A 16,167-nucleotide genomic window follows, 5' to 3' on the forward strand; every position below is an offset into this window, starting at 1 on the left:
CGGGTTATTTTCTACAAAGTTAGCCGCCGCACACGCGGCTTAGCAAATCATGAGTTATTCCATTCTCTTTTATGATGTAGGACTGGTAAGCATATCAACATGCTATGCTAGTGGGGTGATTTTTGAATATTGAGGTTGTGGATGTCGCAAGTGAGTACTGAGCAGGAAGGTTCATCTAAGACAGAACAAGGTGATAACTCGAAGCAAAATGAGTCGGACAGTGTCAGTAAGCTGGTTTGGTCACAGTTATTGATCAATCTTGGTGATGCCTTAATTAATCCTAAGGTGACTTTGCCTTGGATTTTACAGGGCGCGGGTGTGCCTGTGTATTTGCTTGGTTGGTTGGTGCCGATTCGTGAATCTGGTTCATTGTTACCGCAATTGTTGATGGCTAGCTACATACAGCGGGTGCCTTTGCGCAAGTGGTTGTGGGTGTTTGGCAGTGTCATGCAAGCCTTGTGTGTGCTTTTGATTGGTATGGTTGCCTTGTTTTTTGAAGGGGCATTGGCGGGTTGGTGTGTGATTGGGTTGATGGTGTTGTTCAGTCTGGCACGCGGTTTAAATTCCATCACCTCGAAGGATGTGTTGGGTAAAACCATTTCCAAGGGGCATCGTGGCCGAGTGTCTGGTTGGGCGTCCAGTGCGGCGGGTTTGATTACTTTGGGCGTTGCTCTGGTAATGGTGTTTAGCGGTTTTTTTGATTTGCAGGGCAGCACAGTGTTTTATGCTGCTTGTTTGATGATTGGTGCTTGTGTCTGGTGTCTGGCCGCGTTGATTTATGCCCAGCTTAAGGAACCTAATAGTCCAGTTGATAAGACCAAGGTGCGCCTCGTTGAGTTGTTTTCCAGTTTGTCATTGCTGAAAACTCATGCGGATTTTCGTCGCTTTGTGATCGCGCGTTCTTTGTTGCTCTGTACCGCATTGAGTGCGCCTTATTATGTGTTGATTGCACAACAGAATCTGGGCGATAGACTCTGGGTGCTAGGGGCCTTTATGGCAGCAAGCGGTTTGGCTTCTCTTATTTCTTCGCCTTTTTGGGGACGCTTTTCGGATTATTCGAGTCGTCAAGTCATGATGATAGCCACCTTGTTGGGTGTTGGTGTGGGGTTATTGTTATTTGTGCTAACAACTTTTTATGTTGATTGGGTAAAAGGCGTTTGGTTAATGCCCTTGTTATATTTTGTCCTGTGTGTGGCGCATCAAGGCGTGCGTATTGGGCGCAAAACCTATTTGGTGGATTTGGCCGAAGGCAATGATAGAACCCAATACGTGGCAGTCAGTAACACGGTAATTGGCGTGATGTTGCTGTTAATGAGTGTTTTTGGTTTGCTGACTGGGGTTGTCTCTTTGCCTGTTTTGGTGCTTGTTTATTCTTTACTGGCTTTGCTGGGGGCTGTGGTGGTAATGCGTTTACCTGAGGCGTGATAGGCAATAAAGGGAAGGTTGAGTGTAGGAAGCGTGTCTTACACTCAACCTGATGATCAGTTGGGGTTGGGCAACGGAATAGCAGGGGCGTTTTTAACCCTGTTTAATACCAATGTGGACGTCAGGTCTTTTACACACTCTAGTGCAGTAAGGGTTTCGTTTAAAAAAATAGACAAAGAGGGTAGGTCTTCGCTGATCACTCGCATCCAATAATTGGCGTCACCACTTATTTCATAACATTCTAATACTTTGGGCATGTCAACAATAGCTTGTTTGAATTGCTCATTGGCCAATTTATTACCTTTCTCTAATGTGATGCTGACAAAGGCGGTGACTTGAAAACCCAGTTTATTTGCATTTAGTTGTGTGAAATAAGCTTCTATTAAATTGCTCTGTTCCAGTCTTTGCAGGCGTCTAGAGCATTGTGACGGTGATAGACTAACCTGTTCAGATAAAGCCACGTTGGTTAAACGCGCATTTTCTTGTAATGCTCGTAGCAGTCGCCAGTCGTAACTGTCTAGTTCTATTTGGTTCATTTAAGCTTCCTTATTAGCATCTAAGGGGACTGTTTTTTTGTAATCGCTTGACCGTATTGAGTTTGCTGAATTTTGAGCAATGAATAGGCAAAGTTTATGCTTCTAGAATAAGGAGTTTTGAAAACTAAACAAGCTTTGCTGCTTAATATTTGCGATTTTTTTGCGTTTTTTTATTAGTTTTGTAAGAGTATGTATGTTTTAGATGGATTTTATTGGCGTGTACAGTGGTATTTTACTCTGAAATGTCCCCCGTCCTTTTGTTGGGTCATGTGCTTTTTCAACATTGCGTACATTGTTATGAAAAGTCTGACTTACTTTAATATGGCACTTCATTATCAGGTATTTTTTAACAGATATTTTGATGACTGAAATCTAGTATTTTACGAGCCACTCAAAAAAGTGTCGTGTTTTCAAAAATAGCTCTGATAGATGTCGTTATTCTTCCATTTCCCGTTCTTTGCGCATGATAAACTCGATTGTTTAATCAGGTTTGAGTGCTACTTGTGGCAAATCAATCTTAAGTATGAATCCTGTTGTTAACTTTTTGAACCTGCTTTGCTTTATTCATTCTGTAAGTGAGAGATAAAGACAAGTGAGAGATAAAGTTGGTCACAATTTTGCTAGAAAACTTAGCTAGAAGTCGCATGAGACTATTCTGGGCAAAGACCTTAGCAATGAGATGATGCTAAGACATTATTCGGTCTTTTGAAATATGGGGAAGTGGACACTTGGAGCAAGCGGTTTCTAAGTTTCAGGTGAATAATTTTATCTTCTAAGTGGAAAAAAATAACGTTATTCAAATGATGTGATCACAAATAGGGAATGAAAATGAAAGACATGATATCGAAAAAAGTCCTATCAAGCTTGCTTGGTGGTTTTGTGCTGAGTTTTGCTAGCAATATTATGGCAGCAGAAACTTGGGATATGCCTTTGGCTTATTCTGCGACAAATTACCATTCTGTTATTGCAAAAGAGTTTGCAGAAGAGGTAACGGCAGGGCAGAGTGACATTGAAATAGTGACACACCCTTCTGGTTCTTTGTTTAAGGGTGGGGAAATTTATGGTGCAGTTCGTCGTGGTCTGGCTCCTATTGGGGAGCGTTTGGTGTCAGCACTAAGTAATGAAAGCCCAGTATTTTCGATTGATGCTGTGCCATTTTTAGCGACAGACTTTAATTCCGCTTGGAATCTCTATCAAGCGTCCAAACCTGCAATGGAAAACATTCTCAAGAAACATCGTCTGAAATTGCTTTATTCTATGCCTTGGCCACCCCAAGGTTTGTATGCCAATAAACCGATTGATTCTGTGGCGGATATGAAAGGCTTAAAATTCCGTGCTTATAACCCAGCAACTTCAACTATTGCTGAACTGATGGGGGCGATTCCTACAAAAATTGAAGCGGCTGAAGTGTCTCAGGCATTTGCCACAGGTGTTGCTGAGTCCATGTTGTCTTCTGGTTCAACTGGGTATGATCAGAAACTCTGGGAACATGTGGATTACTGGTACGATGTAAAAGCTTGGTTGCCTAAAAATATGGTGTTTGTGAACACTCGTGCTTGGGAAGCTTTGTCACCTGAAACGCAAAAGGTGATTTTAACCGCAGCGGCTAATGCTGAGAAAAAAGGCTGGGCTAAGGCAGAATCTTTATCAAATTGGTATAAAGAGGAGCTGACTAAGAATGGTATGACAGTGGCAGAAGCGAGTCCGACGCTGAAAGCAGATTTTAAAGCAATTGGTGAAACCATGACTGCTGACTGGTTAAAAGAGGCGGGAGCCGAAGGTCAAGCTATCATTGATTCTTACCAGGCAATGTAATCTGATAAGGGGGACAATCTACCCCTGCATTAAGAGGGGCGTAAAGCGCTCCTCTTTTTCACCTAGGTGATGAAAAAAATCGTGTCACCTTGTTAAATTTTTTCTGTAATGTCGACAGACGGGTAATTTATGTTGTTATGTTTTATTAGCAAGGTCTGTGAGCGCCTGTATCAGCTAGCAGGCGCACTCGCGGCCTTGTGTTTGGTTGCCATGGCGCTTTGTGTGGTGACCAGTATCGTTAGTCGCTTGGTTGAATGGTATGTACCAGGATTAACCGAGATAGCAGGTTATTTAATGGGAGCGGCAAATTGTTTGGCATTGGCCTATACCTTTCGCAATAAAGCACATATTCAAGTTACCTTGTTTGTCGAAAAACTCAGTCAAAAATATCAGGCGGTGTTGGCCTTGTTTGCCTTGGCGGTTACCGGCTTTGTGTGTTGCTACCTGGCTTATTACATGTGCCGTTTAACTTACTTTTCTTGGGATTTTGAAGAGGTGAGCGATGGTTCTGTCGCTTTCCCGCTTTGGGTTCCGCAGAGTGTGGTGGCCTTTGGCACCATAGTGTTGGCAATCAGTGTGATGCATTCATTTTTGGAATTTTCTTATCGGGTGATTCGTGGTGATCTTCCTGAGTCTGATGAGTCTCTGGGAGGAGTAAAATGAATGAAATTCAGTTAACACTCGTTTTTATCTGTGTGTTGTTTTTGCTGCTTGGAACAGGTGTGTGGGTTGGCGCCAGTTTAATTGCCTGTGCCATTATTGGTATGGAACTCTTTACCAGTCGTCCTGTAGGGGACTCTATGGCGATCACCATTTGGGGATCGATTTCATCTTGGACGCTGACTTCCTTGCCCTTGTTTATTTGGATGGGGGAGATTTTATTTCAGACTAAGCTATCCGAAACCCTTTTTAAAGGCCTGACACCTTGGATGTATCGTCTTCCTGGTGGTTTGTTACACGTTAATATTACTGGTTCTGCGGTCTTTGCTGCCATCTCTGGCTCGTCTGCGGCAACGGTGGCAACGGTTGGCAAAATGTCGATTCCTGAACTGAAAAAGCGTGGTTATGCCAATAATATGATTGTTGGTACCTTAGCTGGAGCTGGCACTTTAGGCTTGTTGATCCCGCCTTCGGTGTCGTTGATTATTTACGCCGTAACGGTCAATGAATCCATTGCTAAGCTATTTATCGCGGGCATTATTCCGGGTTTGATGCTTGCGGGTTTGTTTATGGGATATGTCGCTCTGAATGCCATGTTTAAAGCCGATAATGGTGATATCCAAGATTTGTCCTTTAGTTTTAAAGAGAAAATCTCGGCACTGATCAGTCTTAGCCCTATTATTGCTTTGATTTTTTGTGTGATTGGTTCCATATACAGCGGCATTGCAACGGCAACGGAAGCTGCGGTGTTGGGCGTTATTGGTTCATTGGTCATTGCTTTAGGGCAAAAAAGTCTTACTTGGGAAAGTTTTCGCTCGTCTTTAATGGGCGCGGTTAAAACTTCCAGCATGATTGCTTTTATTTTAATGGGGTCGCATTTTCTTTCTTTGGCCATGGGCTTTACGGGGTTGCCCCGTCAGTTGGCTGAAGGGATTGGCGCATTGGAATTATCGCCCCTGACCCTGATATTGATGCTGACACTATTTTATATTGTGTTGGGATGCTTTTTGGATGGTCTGTCTTCCATTGTATTGACCATGGCGGTAATTGAGCCTCTTATTCGTCAGGCTGGCTTCGATATGATCTGGTTTGGAATTTATTTGATGATAGTGGTTGAAATGGCACAAATTACTCCACCAGTGGGCTTTAACTTGTTTGTCTTGCAGTCTATGACTGGGCATAACATGGGCTTTATTGCTCGGGCCAGTATACCTATGTTCTTCATTATGGTGCTGGCCGTTCTCATTTTGGTTTGGCAACCAGAGATTGCCACCTTTTTGCCCAATGCCATGAAATAAAAGGCTGGATAGATTTATAGTGCGTGCTTGAACCAGTGAATGGCTTGGATGAGGTCAAATACCGGCACGCATGAGAGTGATTTCACTGTGTCGATATAGGGCGATAGATTGGTGCATTCCAGTACAATGACCTTGATGTTGGGGGCTCGGGAGAGTAATTCCTCAGTGGCCTCAGCCACTTCTTGATTAGCGACCAATGAGTCGAGCTCGGTGCGATCCTGTTTTATGGTTTGATACAGTGCGCCTGTTTTAGGAATGCCCTGAATGATTATGTCGTGGTGAAAATGGCCAGCGAAATGTCTTGGGTCTAGGGTATCTTGATCAAAAGTAAGAACGCCTATTTTTTCATTTTCGCATAGAAAGTTGCGAGCAAAAGCAAGGGTGAGAAGGGAACTGGTTAGCACTGGAACATTTGCATGGGATTGTAATTGCGTTTGTATTTCTCCCAGAAATCCACAGCTGGTGACGATGAGGTTAACACCCTTTGCCTCTAAGTTGTGAATTTTAGCCATGATATCTGCTTTGACTGAATTGTCTATTTGTTGTTCAGTGATAACAGCGGAGACGTTAGCTGAGGCAATTTTTTCATAATGTACAGGGAAATCAAAAGTGTCGGGGTTACCTATGTCGCCAACAAGACGTGGGAAGTGTGTATTAAGTTGAAGTACGCCAAGTGAAAATGCTTTGTTTGAATCTTTCATAGGGTAACAATTTTTAGATGGTCATTTACTGACAGGGTGTTAAATGAAAAAAGTGTGTGTGATTGGCTCCGGTATGGTTGGAGTCAGCTGTGCCCTAAACTTACTTGAAAAACAGTATCAAGTTACACTATTAGAACGTCATGAGACAACAATAGAAACGTCATACGGTAATGCTGGGGTAATTACGCGCAGTTCGGCATTGCTGTTGAATAATAAGACCCTTATTCCGAATTTAAAACATTATCTGTTTAATCAGCATCCAGCCGTTAGATTAAGTTATCCCTATATTTTAAAAAATTTGAAATGGGCGCTGGGCTTTTTAAAGCAGTCGCCAGCCTGTTTTTCTGAAAAAAATATTAAAAGTTTGGACAGCTTGATCAAGGTGTCTTTAGATGAGCATTTAAAATGGATGCAGAAGTCGAATCAGACAGATAGGTTACGTGATACGGGTTGGTTAAAACTTTATCGTAGCAAAGCTTCTATGCAATCAAACGGTTATGAAAAAGCCATTTATGATGAATTGGGTATTGCCTATCGAGAGCTAGACAGTCAGGCTTTGCAAGATCTTGAGCCTGCGCTTGCTCCTATTTATACCGGGGCATTACTGATTCAAGATGCTGCATCAGTGAATAATCCTGGAGCTTTGGTAGAAGGGTATAAAAAACTCTTTATCGAATCAGGAGGACAATTGGTTCAAGATGATGTTCAGCAATTGATCGAGCTACAGGGAGATTCAACATCTTCTGTATTAGTAAAGGGCAAACAGGCTGATTATTCTGCCGATTATGTGGTCATTGCTGCAGGGCCTTGGTCAAATGATATTTTGCAAAGCATTGCGCGCCCTTTGCCAATGGGGTTTGAGAGGGGGTATCACGAGCATTATGAAATCCCAGTTGATGCGCCCCATCATTTGACTCGACCTGTGTATGATGTGGAAGAAGCGTTTGTGATGACTCCTACCTCGTTGGGTTATCGGCTTACCAGTGGCTCGGAGATAAAAGATAAAGCGGCACCTGCTTCTCCAGTACAGCTGCAAGCCATCCGTCATGCGGCAAATCAAGCTGTGTCGCTGGGGCCTTTGAAACCACAAAGTGATTGGCAAGGGAGTCGTCCAACCCTAGTGGACTCTTTGCCTGCTATTGGCAAATGTCCTGGAACTTCTCATATCTGGTTGGCATTTGGGCATCAACATGTTGGATTCAGTACGGGGCCTGCTACGGGGCGTTTGTTGGCTGAACTTATCCATAATGAAACCCCTTATATTGATGCTACGCCTTTTAATCCTGCGCGGTTTACAAGTTGATGTGATGGCAAGTAGATAAGGGAGTAATGAAGGATTGATGGCAAATTAGAATCCCTTGATACGATTAAGCGCCTCTCAGTGGTGGATCGAGGCGCTTACTTTGCCAGTTTATTCTGGTAGATTTTTATACAGCCATTGCAATGCTTCAGGATAGGGTTCTGGAAGATTCAGTTGCTTTAGAGATGAGCGAAGTAAGGCCAATTGGTTTGAACAGAAGTTAAGGTGACCGACTTTTCTGCCCGGACGTACTTCTTTTTGATACCAGTAAAGTTCTAGCCCTGTAATATTGAGCCACTCATAGTCAACAGGCACACCAATCAGATTGACCATCATGCTTTGCCCTTTTATGTCGGCTGGGGCCAGAGGTAATCCTGCGACGGCACGCACGTGATTTTCGAATTGGCTCACACTGGCTCCTGCTTGTGTCCAGTGACCACTGTTGTGGACGCGTGGAGCGAGTTCATTGATCAGTAATTCATCACCTACACGGAAACATTCCATCGCCATTACGCCCACGTAATCCAATGCGTCCATTAGCTTACCCAACATGGCTTCGGCTTTACTTTGCAAGGGCGCAAGACGTGCTAGGGGAGAAATGGACGCATACAGAATGCCGTTAATGTGCAGGTTTAAAGTCAGTGGATAAAAGTAGGTTTGTCCATTGGCACCACGCACGCCCACTAAAGACACTTCCTCGTCAAAAGGAATGGCTTGTTCGGCAATGGCTTGGCCTTTCCAGTCGTCAGGGATTGCCGTCTCTTCGGCTTGTTTTAACCAGTATTGACCTTTGCCATCATAGCCACCGCGTCGGCGTTTCAGCAGTACGCGTTCGCCAAGAGTCTGATAGGCGTAGTCGGCAGTGCTGTCATTTTCTACAGGAAACCAAGGAGCGGTGGCTAATTCCAGCTTATCAATCCATTGTTTTTGCGTCAGACGGTCTGCCAACTGTGGAAAGGTCGCTAGATTCACGAAATTTGCGTGAGAGGCAAGTTGCTTGGTAGCAGCCGTTTCTGGCCAATCTTCTCGTTCTGCAGTGACAATGTCTTGTGTTTGCAAAGGCAAGCTTTCATGGCTTTCAATATCAACAGGACGAATGTCTAAGCCAAGTGGTGTCCCCGCGTGTTTTAACATGGCGCCAAGTTGGCCTGCACCAAGTACCCATAATACAGACATGGCTTATACCTCTCTTGGATCTGGGTTCGCCAATACGGTATCAGTTTGTTGCTGACGGAAAGCTTTAATACGCTCGGCCAATTCAGGGTTAGAGGTAGCAAGGATTTGGCAAGCCAATAGGCCTGCATTGAACGCGCCTGCGGTGCCGATTGCCAAGGTGCCAACGGCAACACCTTTGGGCATTTGGGCGATGGAAAGTAGGCTGTCCATGCCGTTTAAGGCTTTACTCTGAACGGGAACACCCAGTACCGGCAAGTGTGTGTGTGCTGCCACCATACCGGGTAAATGGGCAGCGCCACCGGCACCACCTATGATGACTTTGAAGCCTTTGTCGGCAGCATTTTCAGAAAACTCTGCAAGTTTGACTGGTGTACGATGAGCAGAAACCACTTCTACATGGTATGAAACGCCCAAGGCATCCATGATTTCAGTAGCGCCTTCCATTGTGGCCCAATCACTTTTTGATCCCATGATTAATGCGACTTCAGCTTGCAAAACATTTCTCCTGTTTATGAACCAACATGGTGTTGAGGGGTAACAGATAACGTTGGTAATGGGGTTTAGCGCAGTTTTTCGTTTTTTTGTTGCCTACACAGAAAAACGCTGCGAATTTAGGGCGCTAATATAGCTGATTTTAGGCAAAACAGCGAGTCTTAGTGGGCTTTTGTTGTCGATGGGGGAGTGAGGCTTGATAAGTCATCCAGAGTGCAGAAAAGAGCGACTTAAAGTCGCTCTTTTAGATATCTATCGTAATCTGGAATTTGCCGCTCAAATTCGTTGTTGAATAAGGGCGAAGTGACTAAGAAATTGGCCGACGCGACACTGCAAGCAATGGGAATATTCCACACCGCTGCAACACGTAATAAGGCTTTGATGTCTGGATCATGAGGCATAGGTTCAAAAGGATCCCAGAAAAAGATCAGTACATCAATTTTACCTTCCGCAATCATGCCGCCCAGTTGTTGATCGCCACCCAAAGGGCCACTGATCAGGGCATTGATGCTAACGCCCAGTTCTTTTTGTAGCAGATTTCCGGTGGTACCCGTAGCGTAGAGCACATGCTCGACCAGTTTGTCTTTGTGATTACGAGCCCATTGAATGAGCTCGCTTTTCATGTTGTCATGGGCCACCAAAGCAATGCGCTTTTGGGCGGCCATGGTGACCATTTTTGTGTGCAATCTATAGTCCTCGAATTATGCGATATCGCCCACTTTTACTATCTTCATTCCGTTTGTCGTACCATAGCTCACCAAATGATCGCCTTTTGTCACAATCACTAGATCACCGTCTTTGATATAGCCTAATTGTTTAACGTGATCGACTAAGCCTGAGATGATGTTGTCCACATTGTATTCTTGAGAAGAGAAAGCAACAGGCGTCACACCACGGTAAAGCGCTGCTTTATTCAATGTTTCTGGATTTGGTGACAGGGCAAAAATTGGCAAGCCAGAGCTGATGCGCGACATCAAGAGTGGTGTGGTGCCAGATGCAGTCAAGCTGATGATGGCTTTTACCCCTTCCAAATGGTTTGCAGCGTACATGGCCGACATGGCAATGGTTTCATCGATGCTGGTAAAGGTTACATCAATACGGTGCTTAGAACGGTTAATTGCTGGTTGCTTCTCGGCACCCAAACAAACGCGATTCATGGTCTGGATGACTTCTTCTGGATAATCACCTGCGGCGGTTTCCGCTGACAGCATCACAGCGTCTGTACCATCCAGTACGGCGTTAGCCACGTCGAACACTTCGGCACGAGTTGGCATTGCACTGGTGATCATGGTTTCCATCATTTGTGTGGCGGTAATAACCGGGCGGTTCAATTGGCGACAGCGCTTGATCATGTGTTTTTGTACGCCAATCAATTCCGCATCACCAATCTCAACGCCTAGGTCACCCCGCGCCACCATGACAGCGTCAGATGCGAGAATGATATTGTCCAGAGTTTCATTATCAGCCACGGCTTCAGCGCGTTCTACTTTTGATACAATGCCTGCTTTCAAACCAGCGGCCAGCGCCAATTCACGTGCTTCGTGCAGATCATCTGCACTGCGTGGGAAAGAAACGGCAAGGTAATCTGCTTTCAGGGCCGCGGCGGTTTTGATGTCTTCTTTATCTTTGTCGGTTAAAGCGGCGGCAGATAATCCACCACCTTGACGGTTAATGCCTTTGTTGTTGGACAATGGGCCGCCAACAATGACTTTGGTAATCACTTCTGTGCCTTTTACTTCCAGTACTTCCAAGACCACACGACCGTCGTCTAGCAATAGGATGTTGCCTGGGCTAGAGTCTTCTGCCAATTGTGGGTAATCGATACCAACACGCGTTTCATCGCCGGCATTTTTATCAAAACCCACGTCTAGTATGAAGGTGGCACCTTCTTCTAATTGAACTTTGGTATTTTTGAAACGGGCAATACGAATCTTTGGCCCTTGTAGGTCGCCAAGAATCGCAACATGGCGATTATTTTTCTCCGCCATCGCTCGAACAACTTCCGCACGATTAATGTGGTCTTCTGGTTGACCATGAGAAAAATTAAGACGGAAGACGTTTGCGCCTGCCAAAATTAATTTTTCAATCATTTCAGGTGAGCTGGAAGCAGGACCTAGAGTGGCAACAATTTTAGTTCTACGTGTCATGTTTATTTACCAAAGATTAGAAAGCTTGAAGTGAAGTATAAGAGACGACGAAGGCTGCGTCAGCAGCCTTCGTGTATTTTGATTTATTTTGCATTCATTAATGCGATGGTATTATCGAGCATACGGTTCGAGAAGCCCCACTCGTTATCATACCAAGCCATGATTTTAACCAACTTGCCTTGTACACGAGTTTGAGTCGCATCAAAGTTAGATGTGTAAGTGCTGTGGTTGAAATCGGAAGACACCAGAGGATCGTAATTAACGCTTAATACTTGCGCTAATACTGGATCAGCTTTAATGGCATCTTCAATGATTTGATTAACTTCTTCTGTAGTGGTTTCACGTGGCGCTAGGAAAGTAAGATCCACAAGAGAAACGTTAATAGTGGGTACACGTACTGCCATACCATCAAATTTACCCACTAGTTCAGGAACCACTAGACCAACAGCCGCAGCGGCACCTGTTTTACTTGGGATCATGTTTTGCGCCGCAGCACGAGCACGATACAAGTCTTCATGATAAACGTCAGACAGACGTTGGTCATTGGTGTAAGCGTGGATAGTGGTCATCAAGCCACTTTCGATGCCTAGCTTGTCGCTTAATGGCTTAGCCACAGGCGCTAAACAGTTCGTTGTACAAGAAGCGTTAGAGATCACCGTCATATCAGCCGTTAGAACGTTTTGGTTTACGCCGTAAACCACAGTTGCGTCTACTTCTTTACCTGGTGCTGAAATAATGACTTTTTTGGCACCAGCAGAAATGTGTGCGCTGGCTTTTTCTTTGGTGGTAAAGAAACCGGTACATTCATAAACCACATCCACACCTAATTCTGCCCAAGGAAGGTCGGCAGGATTACGCTCAGAGAAGGTACGAATTTTATCTTGATTGATGTACAAGGCTTCTTCATCAAAGGTCACTTCACCAGCAAAACGGCCGTGTACCGTGTCGTATTTTGTTAAATGAGCGTTGGTTTTAGAATCGCCAAGATCGTTAATGGCTACAATTTGGATTTGGTCACGTTTACCTGACTCGTAAAGGGCTCTTAGTGTGTTGCGTCCAATGCGTCCATATCCGTTAATAGCTACCTTAATAGTCATACTCACCTCTAACCTAGTGTGAAAAATGTCCATGTTCATTTGTGAACACGCGACGTTCAATAATTATTCTTTGAAGTAAAAATACTACATAAGTATTTTTTTTAGCAAGGATTTGTAACAAATTCCTTGAGAAATGATCATCTTTTAATCAAGTCTTGATATGAATCAGAGTCTATACTGAGATATGTTACAAATTGATGTGGATTTTAGCGAATTGAAGCGGGATATCCAGTTATTTTTGTAAATTTATTACGGAAAATATTAGTATAATCGTCTTTATATGGATTTTAAGGGGTGAAATAAAATAAAAATGTAGTAATATTACAAAACAAATTCACGTTGTGGGACGTGAAAACAGATTGAAACGCCGGAGAGAGTCATGAATTCGATTGTTGCTAAGGTAACGAACGACATTATTCAGCGTAGTAAAACACTACGAGAACAATATCTTAAAGATATGAAGCAAGCCGAGGAGCAAGGTCCCCACCGAGGTAAGTTGTCCTGTGGTAACTTAGCCCATGGTTTTGCTGCCTGTCAGCCGCAAGAAAAGCAAGCTTTGACCCTAATGGAAGCGGCTAACGTTGGTATTATCTCTTCTTACAATGATATGTTGTCAGCGCACCAGCCATACGAAACTTATCCCGACAAAATCCGTGCGGCGGTAAAAGCCATGGGTTCAGTCGCACAAGTAGCAGGTGGTGTGCCTGCGATGTGTGATGGGGTAACACAAGGACAAGATGGCATGGAGCTAAGTTTGTTCAGTCGCGACAATATCGCTCAAGGTGCTGCCATTGGTTTGTCTCACAATATGTTTGATTCAGCCATCTTTCTAGGCATCTGTGACAAAATAGTACCTGGATTATTGATTGCGGCATTGCGTTTTGGTCATCTGCCTTCTTTGTTTATTCCAGCAGGCCCCATGCCATCCGGTATTACTAATGCGGAAAAAGCTGCTGTGCGTCAGCGTTATGCGCAAGGCAATGCGACGCGAGAGGAATTACTAAAAGCGGAAGCGGCGTCCTATCACAGTGCCGGCACCTGTACTTTCTATGGCACCGCTAACTCTAATCAGTTGTTAGTTGAAATAATGGGCTTACAACTACCCGGTTCTTCTTTTGTGAATCCAACCGATCCATTACGTGAAGCCTTAACAGAACACGCAGCGCAACTTGCTACCAAGATTACCGCTTTGGGACGTGATTATCGTCCATTGTACGAAGTGATTGATGAGCGCAGCATAGTGAACTCTATTGTTGGCTTATTGGCGACAGGCGGTTCGACCAATCACACCATGCACATTGTCGCTTACGCTCGTGCGGCAGGCATCATAGTGACTTGGGACGATTTTGCGGAATTGTCGAAAGTCGTGCCATTACTGACACGAATTTATCCGAATGGACAAGCGGATATTAACCATTTCCAAGCGGCAGGCGGTATGGCTTTCTTAGTGAATCAACTGCTTAAAGGGGAGTTGCTGCACAAAGACGTGAATACCATCGCTGGTCGTGGTTTGGAACGTTACACCAAAGAGCCATTTTTGGTGGACGGTAAATTGGTATGGCGTGATGGCCCAACAGAAAGTTTGGATTTGGATGTGGTACGTCCAATTGATAACCCATTCAGTAAAGAAGGCGGTTTGTCTCTATTGAAAGGTAACCTAGGTCGCTCTGTGATCAAGGTTTCTGCAGTGAAAGAGGAGAACCGAGTTATCGAAGCGCCTGCTGTGGTTTTCCATAGCCAACATGATTTAGCAGATGCCATTGGCAGCGGTGCATTGAAACGTGACTGTATTGCTGTTATCCGTTTTCAAGGTCCAAAAGCCATGGGCATGCCTGAACTTCATAAGTTAACCCCTTTCCTCGGTAACTTGCAGGATCAAGGCTATAAAGTGGCTTTAGTGACAGACGGTCGTATGTCGGGAGCATCTGGTAAGGTGCCCGCCGCCATTCATTTGACGCCAGAAGCCCTTGCGGGTGGTCTGATTGCTAAAATTCAAGATGGTGACATGGTGCGCCTCGATGCTAATGAGGGCACTTTGTCATTATTGGTATCTGAAGAAGAACTTCAACAGCGTGAAGCTGCAACGCAAGATTTAACCGCTTCTCATCAAGGTATGGGACGCGAGCTGTTTAGCGCTCAACGTATTTTAGTGAGCGGTGCCGAACAAGGCGCATGCAGCTTGTTTAACGATTAAACCTTTCCTCTGGCTACTAACCTTGCGTTAGTAAATGGTGTTTGGGGCTTGTTTAAGCCCCTTTTTTTTGCTCGTTTTATCTTATACACATCTTGTTATCGAAAGCATATAAGTTCTTTAAAGACTCACCATCAGAGTTTAAACCTCTTTATTTTGTGACAGGGTCTGGGACGGTAATTCGCCAAAGAAGAGCTGATATTCTTGTGAGAATCGACCAAAGTGGTTGAACCCCCATTCCATCGCCATACTGGATACTTTAGTGCGACTGTTGGAGTTCATTAAGGCGTGACGTACTTGGGTCATGCGATACTTTTTTAACCATCCCAATGGGCTGTCGCCGAAATACTCTTTGAACCCTGAGAATAAGGTAAAGCGACTGACGCCAGCGTAATCACAAATGTCTTCAATTGTTACCTTGTCACGAGCATGGTTTTTCATCCATTCACAGGCACGTATCAAATAAGCGGGTGTTGCTGGTCTACTGTGTTCTGGAGTGGATTCTTGTAGTTGACTGGTGAGGGTGTTTGGCTGAGATAAAAGCAGCCCTTTGATGATGGTGAATTCTAGGTCTTCAACCATTTTCGGGTGTGAGTACAAGGCGCTCATAGTAGACCAATGATTAGCGATCTGTTGAACCATACACCACCAAGCTTTGATCTCTCGCTGTCTAAGTTGCATGGTGGCGTCAAATTGAATGGGCTCTTTGATGGTGTCGCCCGTTAACTTTTCGGCCACATAATGGACAGAATGCGAAGGAATAAGTAATTGCAGCTTCTGGCAATCTGGACTGATTTCTAATTCTTGTTGATGCGTTGGTGAGACAATTAAGCCCTGTTCGTGATCTGATTTGAGTTCTGAGCCAATGCAGCGAAGTGTTTGTTTTCCTGTGATGGGCAAGCTTAGGCTATAGCCTTTGAGTTTGTCGTCCGCATTGACGTTAATAGCCACACCACTGCCATAAGACAGTAGGCCAGTGACAATGTCTAAACCGGGTAGTCGATGGCCTTTATGATGAAAGTCCAAAGACTCTTTTCCCCACAAGTCTAACTCATGGGGTCCACAAATATTATCCATCCATCGATTTGCTGCCATTGCTGTATGGCATCTAGATTCAAGTTCATGGAATTCTTGAAGCATTGTGTTCTCCGAAGTGCTTAAAGACTAGCGAACTAGTTATTATTTTTATTAGTGATGCAGTAAAAGCGGAATGTATGATGCGATCAATCAATGACAGTCAACTCATAATACGGCTTTTAAGTCTTTCTTCTGTGCTTACAATAAGCTGGTCCGCAAAAAATCTCAAATTTGATTCATCGTTTGTTGTGA

14 protein-coding genes and 1 CRISPR repeat array (1 of these 15 cut by a window edge) are annotated in these 16,167 nt (G+C 44.3%); of the genes, 6 read left to right on the forward strand and 8 right to left on the reverse strand.

Annotation, left to right across the window (positions count from 1 at the left end):
• Positions 1-46: direct repeats of the CRISPR family, unit length 28 nt (it extends 3,402 nt beyond the left edge of the window).
• Positions 47-141: 95 nt separating this feature from the next.
• Complete coding sequence (locus ABXS85_RS15650) at positions 142-1,425, forward strand: MFS transporter (RefSeq protein WP_353667457.1); 1,284 nt, start codon at positions 142-144, stop codon at positions 1,423-1,425.
• 56 nt (positions 1,426-1,481) lie between these two features.
• Here the strand turns inward: ABXS85_RS15650 and ABXS85_RS15655 are convergent, their stop codons facing one another.
• Positions 1,482-1,961, reverse strand: coding sequence for an Lrp/AsnC family transcriptional regulator (locus ABXS85_RS15655; RefSeq protein ID WP_353667458.1), 480 nt, complete (start codon positions 1,959-1,961; stop codon positions 1,482-1,484).
• An 828-nt stretch (positions 1,962-2,789) separates the two neighbouring features.
• Between ABXS85_RS15655 and ABXS85_RS15660 the strand changes: the two genes are divergently transcribed.
• The 3 genes from ABXS85_RS15660 to ABXS85_RS15670 all read left to right on the forward strand — a co-directional run bounded on the left by ABXS85_RS15660 (position 2,790) and on the right by ABXS85_RS15670 (position 5,734).
• Positions 2,790-3,776 (forward strand): TRAP transporter substrate-binding protein, encoded by a 987-nt coding sequence (locus ABXS85_RS15660; protein ID WP_353667459.1) that lies wholly within the window; start codon positions 2,790-2,792, stop codon positions 3,774-3,776.
• A gap of 129 nt (positions 3,777-3,905) precedes the next feature.
• Positions 3,906-4,439 carry a TRAP transporter small permease gene (locus ABXS85_RS15665; RefSeq protein ID WP_353667460.1) on the forward strand — a complete coding sequence of 178 codons (534 nt, stop codon included), beginning with the start codon at positions 3,906-3,908 and terminating at the stop codon, positions 4,437-4,439.
• Positions 4,436-5,734 (forward strand): TRAP transporter large permease subunit, encoded by a 1,299-nt coding sequence (locus ABXS85_RS15670; RefSeq protein ID WP_353667461.1) that lies wholly within the window; start codon positions 4,436-4,438, stop codon positions 5,732-5,734. Before ABXS85_RS15665 ends, ABXS85_RS15670 begins: the two co-directional genes overlap by 4 nt.
• A 14-nt stretch (positions 5,735-5,748) precedes the next feature.
• Here ABXS85_RS15670 and ABXS85_RS15675 read toward each other — a convergent pair whose 3' ends face one another.
• Positions 5,749-6,435 (reverse strand): aspartate/glutamate racemase family protein, encoded by a 687-nt coding sequence (locus tag ABXS85_RS15675; RefSeq protein WP_353667462.1) that lies wholly within the window; start codon positions 6,433-6,435, stop codon positions 5,749-5,751.
• 43 nt (positions 6,436-6,478) lie between these two features.
• On the opposite strand from ABXS85_RS15675, the gene ABXS85_RS15680 reads away from it, so the two are divergent.
• Positions 6,479-7,738 carry an FAD-binding oxidoreductase gene (locus ABXS85_RS15680; protein ID WP_353667463.1) on the forward strand — a complete coding sequence of 420 codons (1,260 nt, stop codon included), beginning with the start codon at positions 6,479-6,481 and terminating at the stop codon, positions 7,736-7,738.
• 108 nt (positions 7,739-7,846) lie between these two features.
• On the opposite strand, the gene purK is transcribed toward ABXS85_RS15680, so the two are convergent.
• From purK to gap, 5 genes are all read right to left on the reverse strand, one after another.
• Positions 7,847-8,911, reverse strand: a complete 1,065-nt coding sequence (purK, locus tag ABXS85_RS15685; protein ID WP_353667464.1) for a 5-(carboxyamino)imidazole ribonucleotide synthase — start codon at positions 8,909-8,911, stop codon at positions 7,847-7,849.
• A 3-nt stretch (positions 8,912-8,914) separates the two neighbouring features.
• Positions 8,915-9,406 (reverse strand): 5-(carboxyamino)imidazole ribonucleotide mutase, encoded by a 492-nt coding sequence (gene purE, locus ABXS85_RS15690; protein WP_353667465.1) that lies wholly within the window; start codon positions 9,404-9,406, stop codon positions 8,915-8,917.
• 227 nt (positions 9,407-9,633) lie between these two features.
• Positions 9,634-10,077, reverse strand: coding sequence for a methylglyoxal synthase (locus ABXS85_RS15695; protein WP_353669785.1), 444 nt, complete (start codon positions 10,075-10,077; stop codon positions 9,634-9,636).
• 27 nt (positions 10,078-10,104) lie between these two features.
• Positions 10,105-11,550, reverse strand: a complete 1,446-nt coding sequence (gene pyk / locus ABXS85_RS15700; RefSeq protein WP_353667466.1) for a pyruvate kinase — start codon at positions 11,548-11,550, stop codon at positions 10,105-10,107.
• A gap of 83 nt (positions 11,551-11,633) precedes the next feature.
• On the reverse strand, positions 11,634-12,647 hold the full coding sequence (gene gap / locus ABXS85_RS15705) for a type I glyceraldehyde-3-phosphate dehydrogenase (RefSeq protein ID WP_353667467.1): 1,014 nt from the start codon (positions 12,645-12,647) through the stop codon (positions 11,634-11,636).
• Between the two features lie 379 nt (positions 12,648-13,026).
• Between gap and edd the strand changes: the two genes are divergently transcribed.
• A complete protein-coding gene (edd, locus tag ABXS85_RS15710) occupies positions 13,027-14,841 on the forward strand; it encodes a phosphogluconate dehydratase (RefSeq protein ID WP_353667468.1) in 1,815 nt (604 codons plus the stop codon).
• Between the two features lie 138 nt (positions 14,842-14,979).
• Here edd and ABXS85_RS15715 read toward each other — a convergent pair whose 3' ends face one another.
• Positions 14,980-15,978 (reverse strand): AraC family transcriptional regulator, encoded by a 999-nt coding sequence (locus tag ABXS85_RS15715; protein ID WP_353667469.1) that lies wholly within the window; start codon positions 15,976-15,978, stop codon positions 14,980-14,982.
• Positions 15,979-16,167: the final 189 nt, after the last annotated feature.

It is taken from the genome of Marinomonas sp. THO17 (genome assembly GCF_040436405.1).
GTDB lineage: Bacteria > Pseudomonadota > Gammaproteobacteria > Pseudomonadales > Marinomonadaceae > Marinomonas.

What these genes read in the sequence shown, in the direction of transcription:
- ABXS85_RS15650 (WP_353667457.1), top strand. Translation starts at nt 142, where the DNA reads ATGTCGCAAGTGAGTACTGAGCAGGAAGGTTCATCTAAGACAGAACAA.
- ABXS85_RS15655 (WP_353667458.1), bottom strand. Translation starts at nt 1,961, where the DNA reads ATGAACCAAATAGAACTAGACAGTTACGACTGGCGACTGCTACGAGCA.
- ABXS85_RS15660 (WP_353667459.1), top strand. Translation starts at nt 2,790, where the DNA reads ATGAAAGACATGATATCGAAAAAAGTCCTATCAAGCTTGCTTGGTGGT.
- ABXS85_RS15665 (WP_353667460.1), top strand. Translation starts at nt 3,906, where the DNA reads ATGTTGTTATGTTTTATTAGCAAGGTCTGTGAGCGCCTGTATCAGCTA.
- ABXS85_RS15670 (WP_353667461.1), top strand. Translation starts at nt 4,436, where the DNA reads ATGAATGAAATTCAGTTAACACTCGTTTTTATCTGTGTGTTGTTTTTG.
- ABXS85_RS15675 (WP_353667462.1), bottom strand. Translation starts at nt 6,435, where the DNA reads ATGAAAGATTCAAACAAAGCATTTTCACTTGGCGTACTTCAACTTAAT.
- ABXS85_RS15680 (WP_353667463.1), top strand. Translation starts at nt 6,479, where the DNA reads ATGAAAAAAGTGTGTGTGATTGGCTCCGGTATGGTTGGAGTCAGCTGT.
- purK (WP_353667464.1), bottom strand. Translation starts at nt 8,911, where the DNA reads ATGTCTGTATTATGGGTACTTGGTGCAGGCCAACTTGGCGCCATGTTA.
- ABXS85_RS15695 (WP_353669785.1), bottom strand. Translation starts at nt 10,077, where the DNA reads ATGGTCACCATGGCCGCCCAAAAGCGCATTGCTTTGGTGGCCCATGAC.
- pyk (WP_353667466.1), bottom strand. Translation starts at nt 11,550, where the DNA reads ATGACACGTAGAACTAAAATTGTTGCCACTCTAGGTCCTGCTTCCAGC.
- gap (WP_353667467.1), bottom strand. Translation starts at nt 12,647, where the DNA reads ATGACTATTAAGGTAGCTATTAACGGATATGGACGCATTGGACGCAAC.
- edd (WP_353667468.1), top strand. Translation starts at nt 13,027, where the DNA reads ATGAATTCGATTGTTGCTAAGGTAACGAACGACATTATTCAGCGTAGT.
- ABXS85_RS15715 (WP_353667469.1), bottom strand. Translation starts at nt 15,978, where the DNA reads ATGCTTCAAGAATTCCATGAACTTGAATCTAGATGCCATACAGCAATG.